Genomic DNA, 8,794 nt, shown 5'->3' on the forward strand with positions numbered 1-8,794 from the left:
CCCGCCAGTCGATCGCGGTATCCGCATTGGCGCTCGCCAATCAGAGCCAGCAGAGCGTGCTCCAGCTGCTCCGCTAAGCGCAGCGACAAAGGGTTCTGAAACGGCGGGGGACAGCTCCGCCGTTTCTCTTCATTTGCAGGTATTTCAGTATCTGTCCGTGCCGTGAGAAAGGCACACTTGGTAACGGCTGCTAACCATATTTAAAGGCGTTTCCGGCATATAAATCGAGCAATCTTTTGCAGTCTTTGCGGCTCGAGAAATCCGCATCCATCGAGGTCATTGAATGTCGAACGCAGCCCAGGCCTACGCGCGCACGTCCGCAACGACGGCGTCTCCACGGGAAATCGAAGCGCAGGCGCTGTTGAAGGCTGCCCGGCAGCTGCAGGAAGTCCAGGCCAACTGGACGGGACCCGGCAAGGAGATGGAGCAGGCGCTGCTGTTCAACCGTCGTCTGTGGTCGATCTTCATGAGCGCGGCGGAGGGCAACGACAATCCGCAGCCGCTCGAGATCCGGCAGAACATCGCCAACATCGCCGTGTTCGTGATGAAGCAGACCGTCGAGATGCAGATGAATCCCGATCCGGCGAAGCTGAAGTCGCTGATCGACATCAACTGCAATCTCGCCGCCGGCCTGTCCGGCCGCGCCTGATCGGCCGATCGCGACGGAGCCCGGCATGGCCGATCTGATGAGCATCCTGTCGGCCAACTACAAGGCGGTCGGGCTGACCGTTCCGTCGAACACGCCCTATGTTGCCGTCGATCCGAAGCTCTATGAAGGCGGCTGGAGCGGCAAGTACGCCAACAACAAGTCGTTCAACATCACGGTGTCGAACGTCTCGGGCTTCCGCGCCAAGGTGCACTATCAGAGCGACGGCACCAGCAAGTATCAGGACGTGCTGATCAAGGACGGCGGCTTCAGGGTCGGCGATACCAAGTTCACGCTGGTCCAGGCCGGTACGGCGCTGATCAAGAACGTCGTCAGCGATCCGGCGACCGGATCGACTTATCTCGATCAGGCCTACGCCAACCAAACGACCTGACGGTTCGGTTGAGGTTGCCTAATCCTACTGCGTCACAAGGTCCTCGGGGTAACGGCCATTCTCGTCATTGCGAGCGAAGCGAAGCAATCCATCGTGCGGCATACGTGGAAACATGGATTGCTTCGTCGCTATCGCTCCTCGCAATGACGGGCCGCGGAGATTCACAGCCTTTTAGATGAAGGCTTAGGCGCTTGTGACGCAGCAAGATTAGACCTCACGGTCAGTCGGATGCGCGCGGGGCGGCGCATCCTTGCCGAGGTCGAGCGTGTGGAAATAGGCGCGGCGGCGCAGCACGGCTTCCTCCGGGTACTGCCTCACCACCAGATTGGTACGATTGTCGACCACCTGATAGACCACGGCGGATGCATCGCGGTCGATGATGATCTGGTTCTTGAACGTGGCTGCCTGAGTTGAGGCCTGCGCATTCGCGGCATTCGCGTCGATCGAAACGCGAACGGTCGGCTCCGGAGCGGTGACGCTCTGGCTCGGCGGCAGTTCGGTCGCAACCGCTTTCTGCGCCGTCGAGCTTGCGGGAGATGCGATCGGCGCTGCAACCGGTGCCCCCACCGGCTTGATGTTGAAATCCGTACTCATGGCAGCCTCTTAGTGCGAGAGCACTAGTTTGCTTGAGTCAAATCCCAACCCCTCACGATCCGCAACTCTACGGGGAACCTCTCAATAGGCTGTTAGGGAACACGCTGAACGGGGCGCTGACCGACCCGTGTCGAATTGAGGAAAATTTGAGCGAGTGCTGCGCGCCTCAGAGCGAACGGCTGACGGCGAGCGGCGTCATGTTGCGCGGGCCGGGCGCTGCGCGCCGTCCGGCCGCCGTGTAGGTGTTGGGGACGTTGCGACGCTGCACCTCGGCATTGACGCCGCGCACGATCCCTTCGGAGACCGCGTGCGCGGTCGCGAGCACCGTCAGGTTGACCTGCAGCATGGCGCGGAACGTCTCGTGATGGCGCCGCAATGCCGCGAGCAGCTCGGGCTCCGTCTGCGACAGCATCTTCTGCATGGACTTCAGATGCTCCACCGCGATCATGTAACGCCGCGACAGGTCCGATTTCTGCGTCTCCAGCCGCATGCCCTCGCGCACCTTGCCGGCGCGCACCAGCTCGGTTTCCTGCTCGACGACGCCGAGCAGCGCGCTCATCACGTCCATCAGCTCCTTGGCGAGCCTCGCGACGTCGGGAGGTGTCGTCATCGCCGGCCGTGCCGTGGGGGCCGATGCGGGCCGCTGCTGTGGGCGCTGATTCATCACGCTTCTCCTCGAGCCGAACTAGCCTTGCTTCGCTTGCTGAATGATCAGCGAGCGGAACACTTCGTTGGAAATGCCGACGCCGCCGGCTTGGGCGAACTTCTTGGCATACTGGTCGGTCAGCATCGATCGCCACACGCCGGTGCCGACCGTGTTGCCGAACGGGCCGTCACCGTTCAGGCCACTCGTCATCTGCGAGAACATCGAGTTCAGGAACATCGATTCGAAATCGGTCGCAGTCTTCTTCGCCTTGGCCTGGGCTTGCGCCGGCACCTTGGTCAGCGCGTCCTCCAGCACCGGATCGGGGCGGCTGTTGTAGAGCGGCATCAGCGCCTGCCGCGGCATGCTGCTGCCATTGCCGTTGATCAGGCTACCCATCACATCACCTCGATGTCGGCTTCGATCGCGCCGGCGGCCTTGATCGCCTGCAGGATGCTGATGAGATCGCGCGGCCCGATGCCGAGGCCGTTGAGACCGTCGACGAGCTGCTGCAGCGACACGCCGCTCTTCACGACCGCAAATTTCTTGCCGTCCTCGGTGACCTGGACATTGCTGCGCGGCGTCACCACGGTTCGTCCGCGCGACAGCGGATTGGGCTGGCTGACCTGCGGGCTTTCCGAGATCGTGACGGTGAGGTTGCCCTGCGCGACCGCAACCGTGGCGACGCGGACGTCGCGGCCCATCACGATGATGCCGGAGCGTTCGTCGATCACGATCTTGGCGGCAAGATCCGGTTCGACCTGCAACTGTTCGATCTCGGTCAGGAAGGCGACGACATTGCCCTTGAACTCCGGCGGGATCGAGAGCTGCACGGTGGAGGGATCGAGCGGCTCGGCGGTCTTGACGCCGAGATAGTCGTTGACCGCGGCGGCGATGCGCTTGGCGGTGGTGAAGTCGGCGTTGCGCAGCGCGAGCCGCACATTGGGCAGCCGGTTGAGCGCGAACTCGATCTCGCGCTCGATGATGGCGCCGTTGGCGATACGGCCGACCGTCGGCACGCCGCGCACCACCTTGGCGGCCTCGCCCTCGGCCTGGAAACCGGAGATCGCGAGCGTGCCCTGCGCCACCGCATAGACATTGCCGTCGGCGCCGAGCAGGGGCGTGACGAGCAGGGTGCCGCCGCGCAGATCCTTGGCGTCGCCGAGCGCGGACACAGTGACGTCCATGCGGGTGCCCTGGGTGCCGAACGCCGGCAGATTGCCGGTGACCATCACCGCGGCGACGTTGCCGGTGCGGATGGTGGCGCCGCGGATGTTGACGCCCATGCGTTCGAGCATCGCCTGCAGCGACTGCTTGGTAAAGGGGATGTTGTTGAGGGTGTCGCCGGTGCCGTTGAGGCCGACCACGAGGCCGTAGCCGATCAACTGGTTCTGGCGCACGCCCTCGATATTGGCGAGATCCTTGATCCGCGACGTCGCAGCGGCAGGCATGGCCGAGGCCGCCAGCGCCAGCAACGCGGCGCAGGCCAACCCCAATAATCTTACGGTGCGGATGCCAGGCATCCCGATGCTCCCCTCGAACTCACAAATTGGATCACGCGACACTCCCATGACGGCGATCCGCCGTTAACCATGCGAGCCCTGTGCCATGTCGTTTCGTCGGGGCAGGGTATTGATATGTTTATCGAAATTGTCGGGCCGCTGCTCGCCACCGGTTTGGCAGCCTGCGCGAAACTGCCGTGCAGCGGCAGAAATTGCCGGGTCGTTTACGCGCCGTTAACCATAAGACGGCGATGCTCTCGGCAATCAGGCCTGCGGGATCACCACGATGCGCATCTACGGACCGAACGGCACCACGCTTGGCACGTCGACCAGCTCCACGCGCCGCACCTCGTCGAGCGGTTTCGCGCTGCCGGATGCGACGTCCGCGCAGGAGGAGGTCCGCTCCGCCGCTGCGCCGATGGCCGCAACCAGCCTCGACGCGCTGCTGGCGCTGCAGGGCGTGGAAGACCCGACCGAACGCCGCAAGCGCTCGGTTGCCCGCGGCAAGGGCGCGCTCGACGTGCTCGACGACCTCAAGCTCGGCCTGCTCTCCGGCAATTTCGATTCCTCGACCGTGAGCCGGCTGCGCAACGCGGCTGCGAACCTGAAGGAATCCTCCGGCGATCCCGGCCTCGATGCCGTGCTGGGCGAGATCGAGCTCCGCGTCGAAGTCGAGCTCGCCAAGGCCGGTCAATACTGAGCGCAACGGCGTTCGCCTTGCTCGTCTCCCGAGGTTAGGCCGCCAGCGCCTTGCGCTGCGTATCGTAGCGGCGCTGCGCGGCCAGCACCTCCTTCAAATTCTGCTCGGCCCAGTCGCGCAACGGATCGACCGCTTCGGCAAGCGTCAGTCCGAGCGGTGTGATCGAATATTCCACCGTGACCGGGACGGTCGCGATCGCGCGACGACGGAGCAGCCCGTCGCGCTCCAGGCTCTTCAACACCTGCGACAGCATCTTCTGCGAGATGCCTTCAATCGCGCGGCGTAACTGATTGAAGCGCATCGGCTCGCTGCGCAGCAGCAACAGGATCAGCACCGCCCATTTGTCGCCGACCCGGTCGAGGATCTGGCGCGTCGGGCAATTGGCGGAATAGGCGTCCGGTTTCAGGCTGGCAGCTTTCATCGCGGTTACTCCGGCGTAATCAGGTGAGGCAAGAGTGCGTTCTTCACACCTACATCCGTATTGCTATCTAGTCACTATTAGAAACCAACCATCGGAGACTTGAGATGAAGATCGCCATTGCCGGCGCGTCCGGCCAGGCCGGCTCGCGCATCACCGCGGAACTCGCCCGCCGCGGCCACGCCGTCACCGCCATCGCCCGCAACCCCGAGAAGATTGCTGCGCTCGCCAACGTCACCGCCAAGAAGGGCGACGTGAACGACCAGGCCGGGCTTGCCGCACTGTGGGCGGGCCACGACGCCGCGATCAGTTCCGTCCATTTCACGGTCAGCGACCCGGCCAAGCTGATCGGGGCGGCCAAGGAGTCCAGGGTCGGCCGCTACCTCGTGGTCGGCGGGGCCGGCAGCCTCGATGTGGCGCCCGGCGTCCGGCTGGTAACAACCCCGAATTTCCCGCCCCAATACAAGGCCGAGGCGTCCAAGGGCGCCGAATTCCTCGATTTGCTGTGGCAGGAGAAGGAACTCAACTGGACCTTCCTGTCGCCCTCGGCGCTGTTCGTGGCGGGCGAGCGGACCGGCAAGTTCCGTCTCGGGACCGACCAGCTTTTGATCGCTGCAGACGGCAAAAGCTCGATCTCGTTCGAGGATTTCGCAGTTGCACTCGCCGACGAAATCGAGCGCCCGGCGCATATCCGGAAACGTTTCACGGTCGGCTACTGACGGGGCAGGGCGCCCCCGTACTGGCCCGGATAAGTTTGCCTGTGCAAGGCCTTGGGGGCGGCCCCGCTTTGCCGGTGGCAGATATTGTCTGTCACATGACGTGGCTATATAAGGCGCCGCGCGGAGGGGAGATGTTCCCTCCGCTTCACAGGGACATGGCTGCCTTTGGAAAAGCTGAAGAACTACCGGCCGACTGAGAAAGAGCCTTTCATGAACGAGCGGCAGCGCGACTATTTTCGCGCCAAGCTCCTCGCCTGGAAGGATGAGATCCTCCGCGAATCGAAGATCACGCTGCAGACTTTGCAGGAAGAGAACGTCAATCATCCCGACCTGGCCGACCGCGCGTCCTCGGAAACGGATCGTGCGATCGAGCTTCGCGCCCGAGATCGTCAACGCAAGCTGATCTCCAAGATTGACGCGGCACTCCAGCGCATCGAAGACAACACCTACGGCTATTGCGAAGAGACCGGTGAACCGATCTCGCTGAAGCGGCTCGAAGCCCGCCCGATCGCAACGCTGTCGGTGGAGGCGCAGGAACGCCACGAGAAGCGCGAGAAGGTCTATCGCGACGAATAGTGGCGGCTGATCGCCACTGTTTGATCCCGGCGCGCACGGGTTGTAGAGTCGCGCCGCTATGATGACACGTACTCTCAACATCGCTTCGGCCTTTTTCCTGGGCTGATCCCGCTTCCGCGCGGAAGCGCTGATCGACCCCGCGCTCCACCTCGCGGGATTCCAGTGAACCGAATGAGCCGGCCGGGTTCCGCGCATCGCGGACCATCAATGGCTGGCGACAGCTTGAGAGACAATCATGAACGATCGAGACGACGCGCGTGCGCTCAGCGACGCGCAAATCGCGCAATTCATCGAACAGGGTTTTGTCAGGATCGACAACGCCTTTCCGCGGGAACTTGCCGAGCAGGGTCAAGCCATCATGTGGCGCGACCTGCCGTGCAGCAAGCATGATCCGTCGACCTGGACGCGGCCGGTGATCCGGCTGCCGGGATATGGCGGCNGCGAGCCGTTCCGGCAGGCGATCACCATGCCGTTGCTGCATCGGGCATTCGACCAGATCGCCGGTCCCGGCCGCTGGTCCCCGCGCGACAACATCGGAACCTTTCCGGTGCGCTTTCCGCATCCGGACGATCCCGGCGACGCCGGCTGGCATGTCGACGTCAGCTTTCCCGGCGACGATTGCGATCCGAACGAGCGGCATGACTTCTCCGCCTGGCGGGTCAACGTCGTCTCGCGCGGGCGAGCGCTGTTGATGCTGTTCCTGTTTTCCGATGTCGGCGAGGACGATGCGCCGACGCGGATCAGGGTCGGCTCGCATTTTCAGATGGCGCGATATCTGGCGCCGGCGGGCGAGGCCGGACGTGCGCGCATGAGGCTCGACAAGGTCGGCGCCGATTGCGAGGTGGCGCTGGCGACGGGCGAGGCGGGCACGGTCTATCTGTGTCATCCCTTCCTCGTGCACGCGGCACAGAAGCACCGGGGAAGGACCCCGCGCTTCATGGCCCAGCCGGCACTGGGCGCGGGCGAGCNGAGCCATACCGGCTCGAGCGGGAGGACGGTGCATACTCGCCGGTCGAGGTCGCGATCCGGATGGCGCTTGGGATGGGGTGAGGTGGTTTGATCCTTGAATAGCAAGGCCTGTCCGCGAACTTGGTCCGCCTCTCCCGCTTGCGGGGGAGGCCGACGCGCGCAAGGCGCGCGGCGGGTGGGGGCTCTCTCCCCACGAAGAACCTCGCGCGTGGAGATACCCCCACCCCGACCCTCCCCGCAAGCGGGAGAGGGGGCGCAGCGCCGACGTGGGGGCAGCTCGGCATACTCAGGCGATTCCAGCTCCAACTGTTGTCCCACTAATCGCGACATTGCGGCGCGGGCCGAAAGCCTTCGACCACGCCAGCAACTCCCGAAACGCAGGGATCAATCCCCAGGCCGAATCCGTCAGCTCGTATTCGACCTGCAGCGGCTTCTCGACCAACACGTTTCGCGACACCAGCCCGTCGCGCTCGAGCTCGCGCAGCTGCGCTGTCAGCATGTGCTGGGTGACCGGCGCGAGCGCCCGGCGCAGCGCGCCGAAGCGGACGCCGCCGTTCATCAGCTCGAACAGGATCTCGAGCTTCCATTTGCCGCCCAGCGCGTGGATCGCATGCTTGAATTCGATCAGCAGGGCCGGGTCGGTCGGGCAGCTCTCGCCGTCGCCGCCGCAACACACATCCGTAGTATTGTTTTCCATACTGGTCTCGAAATTCATCCTACTTGCCCCGGTTCAAATAATGACCAGATGCGGCGTGTGCAGGGTGGGCGGCGCGATTTCCGCAAGCCCTGGCGAACAAGGAGAAGGGCGACAACATGAGCACGGTTCTGGTCACCGGCGGCTCCGGCTTTATCGGCGTACATACCATCCTGCAGCTGCTGGCCGCCGGTCACGAGGTGCGGACCACGGTGCGCAACCTCGACCGCAGCAAGGACGTTCTGGCGATGTTGCGCGCGGGCGGTGCGTCGTCTCCCGACAAGGTCGGCTTCGTCGCCGCCGATCTGTTGCGTGACGACGGCTGGCGCGAGGCGGCGGCCGGTTGCGACTACGTGTTCCATGTTGCCTCGCCCCTGGTGTCCTACGAGCCCAAGGACGAGAACGAGCTGATCGTGCCGGCGCGCGAAGGAACGTTGCGCGTGTTGCGCGCGGCGCGCGACGCCGGAGTCAAGCGCGTCGTCGTGACGTCGTCCTTTGCCGCGATCGGCTACGGGCATCCGCTGCGCTCGACGCCGTTCGACGAGACGGTCTGGACCAATCTCGACAGCAACGACGTGCAGGCCTACCCGAAATCCAAGACGCTGGCCGAGCGCGCTGCCTGGGATTTCATCGCGCGCGAGGGCGGCGGGCTCGAGCTTGCCGTCGTCAATCCCACCGCGGTGTTCGGCCCGGCGCTCGGCCCCGACTTCTCGGAGTCGATCGGCATCATCAAGGCACTGCTCGACGGTGCGATGCCGGCGGTGCCGCGGATCCATTTCGGCCTCGTCGACGTGCGCGACGTTGCCGACCTGCATCTGCGTGCGATGACGTCGCCCAAGGCCAAAGGTGAGCGCTTCCTCGCGGTGTCCGGCGAGACCATGTCGGTCCTGCAGATTGCCCGCGTGCTGCGCGCTAAGCTCGGCAGTAAGGCGAGGCGGG

12 protein-coding genes and 2 pseudogenes are annotated in these 8,794 nt (G+C 64.4%); 8 read left to right on the top strand and 6 right to left on the bottom strand.

Going from position 1 to position 8,794, the window contains the following annotated elements; genetic code table 11:
• The first annotated feature begins 283 nt into the window (after nt 1–283).
• The gene (gene flaF / locus AS156_RS10700) at nt 284–649 is read left to right on the top strand and encodes a flagellar biosynthesis regulator FlaF (RefSeq protein WP_066503555.1); all 366 of its coding nucleotides are present in this window, start codon (nt 284–286) and stop codon (nt 647–649) included.
• A gap of 25 nt (nt 650–674) precedes the next feature.
• The gene (locus tag AS156_RS10705) at nt 675–1,040 is read left to right on the top strand and encodes a hypothetical protein (RefSeq protein ID WP_066503556.1); all 366 of its coding nucleotides are present in this window, start codon (nt 675–677) and stop codon (nt 1,038–1,040) included.
• Between the two features lie 207 nt (nt 1,041–1,247).
• Here AS156_RS10705 and AS156_RS10710 read toward each other — a convergent pair whose 3' ends face one another.
• The 4 genes from AS156_RS10710 to AS156_RS10725 form a co-directional block, all read right to left on the bottom strand.
• Nucleotides 1,248–1,634, bottom strand: coding sequence for a flagellar protein FlaG (locus tag AS156_RS10710; RefSeq protein WP_066503557.1), 387 nt, complete (start codon nt 1,632–1,634; stop codon nt 1,248–1,250).
• A gap of 166 nt (nt 1,635–1,800) precedes the next feature.
• Nucleotides 1,801–2,298, bottom strand: coding sequence for a hypothetical protein (locus tag AS156_RS10715; RefSeq protein ID WP_136626131.1), 498 nt, complete (start codon nt 2,296–2,298; stop codon nt 1,801–1,803).
• A 21-nt stretch (nt 2,299–2,319) separates the two neighbouring features.
• Nucleotides 2,320–2,643 (bottom strand): flagellar assembly peptidoglycan hydrolase FlgJ, encoded by a 324-nt coding sequence (flgJ, locus tag AS156_RS10720; protein WP_066503578.1) that lies wholly within the window; start codon nt 2,641–2,643, stop codon nt 2,320–2,322.
• Nucleotides 2,644–2,675: 32 nt separating this feature from the next.
• Nucleotides 2,676–3,800: a flagellar basal body P-ring protein FlgI gene (locus tag AS156_RS10725; protein WP_066503560.1), complete on the bottom strand. Its 1,125-nt coding sequence runs from the start codon at nt 3,798–3,800 to the stop codon at nt 2,676–2,678.
• A 265-nt stretch (nt 3,801–4,065) separates the two neighbouring features.
• Here AS156_RS10725 and AS156_RS10730 point away from each other — a divergent pair, with 265 nt between their 5' ends.
• Nucleotides 4,066–4,479, top strand: coding sequence for a flagellar assembly protein FliX (locus tag AS156_RS10730; RefSeq protein ID WP_066503562.1), 414 nt, complete (start codon nt 4,066–4,068; stop codon nt 4,477–4,479).
• A gap of 34 nt (nt 4,480–4,513) precedes the next feature.
• Here the strand turns inward: AS156_RS10730 and AS156_RS10735 are convergent, their stop codons facing one another.
• Entirely contained in the window at nt 4,514–4,900 is a 387-nt protein-coding gene (locus AS156_RS10735; RefSeq protein WP_066503565.1) for a winged helix-turn-helix transcriptional regulator, read from the bottom strand.
• A 104-nt stretch (nt 4,901–5,004) separates the two neighbouring features.
• On the opposite strand from AS156_RS10735, the gene AS156_RS10740 reads away from it, so the two are divergent.
• From AS156_RS10740 to AS156_RS44185, 4 genes and pseudogenes are all read left to right on the top strand, one after another.
• A complete protein-coding gene (locus AS156_RS10740; RefSeq protein ID WP_066503567.1) occupies nt 5,005–5,616 on the top strand; it encodes an NAD(P)-dependent oxidoreductase in 612 nt (203 codons plus the stop codon).
• 210 nt (nt 5,617–5,826) lie between these two features.
• Nucleotides 5,827–6,192, top strand: a complete 366-nt coding sequence (dksA, locus tag AS156_RS10745) for an RNA polymerase-binding protein DksA (protein WP_171707889.1) — start codon at nt 5,827–5,829, stop codon at nt 6,190–6,192.
• A gap of 235 nt (nt 6,193–6,427) precedes the next feature.
• A pseudogene (locus AS156_RS44180) lies at nt 6,428–6,631 on the top strand (phytanoyl-CoA dioxygenase); the annotation flags it as partial.
• A 1-nt stretch (nt 6,632) separates the two neighbouring features.
• Nucleotides 6,633–7,160, top strand: a pseudogene (locus tag AS156_RS44185) (phytanoyl-CoA dioxygenase family protein); the annotation flags it as partial.
• A gap of 287 nt (nt 7,161–7,447) precedes the next feature.
• On the opposite strand, the gene AS156_RS10755 reads toward AS156_RS44185, so the two are convergent.
• Entirely contained in the window at nt 7,448–7,858 is a 411-nt protein-coding gene (locus tag AS156_RS10755; protein ID WP_066503579.1) for a winged helix-turn-helix transcriptional regulator, read from the bottom strand.
• Between the two features lie 116 nt (nt 7,859–7,974).
• Here AS156_RS10755 and AS156_RS10760 point away from each other — a divergent pair.
• Nucleotides 7,975–8,794, top strand: an 820-nt coding sequence (locus AS156_RS10760; protein ID WP_245312694.1) for an SDR family oxidoreductase, incomplete at its 3' end; no start/stop codon positions are given.

It is taken from the genome of Bradyrhizobium macuxiense (assembly GCF_001542415.1).
Classification (GTDB): Bacteria; Pseudomonadota; Alphaproteobacteria; order Rhizobiales; family Xanthobacteraceae; genus Bradyrhizobium; species Bradyrhizobium macuxiense.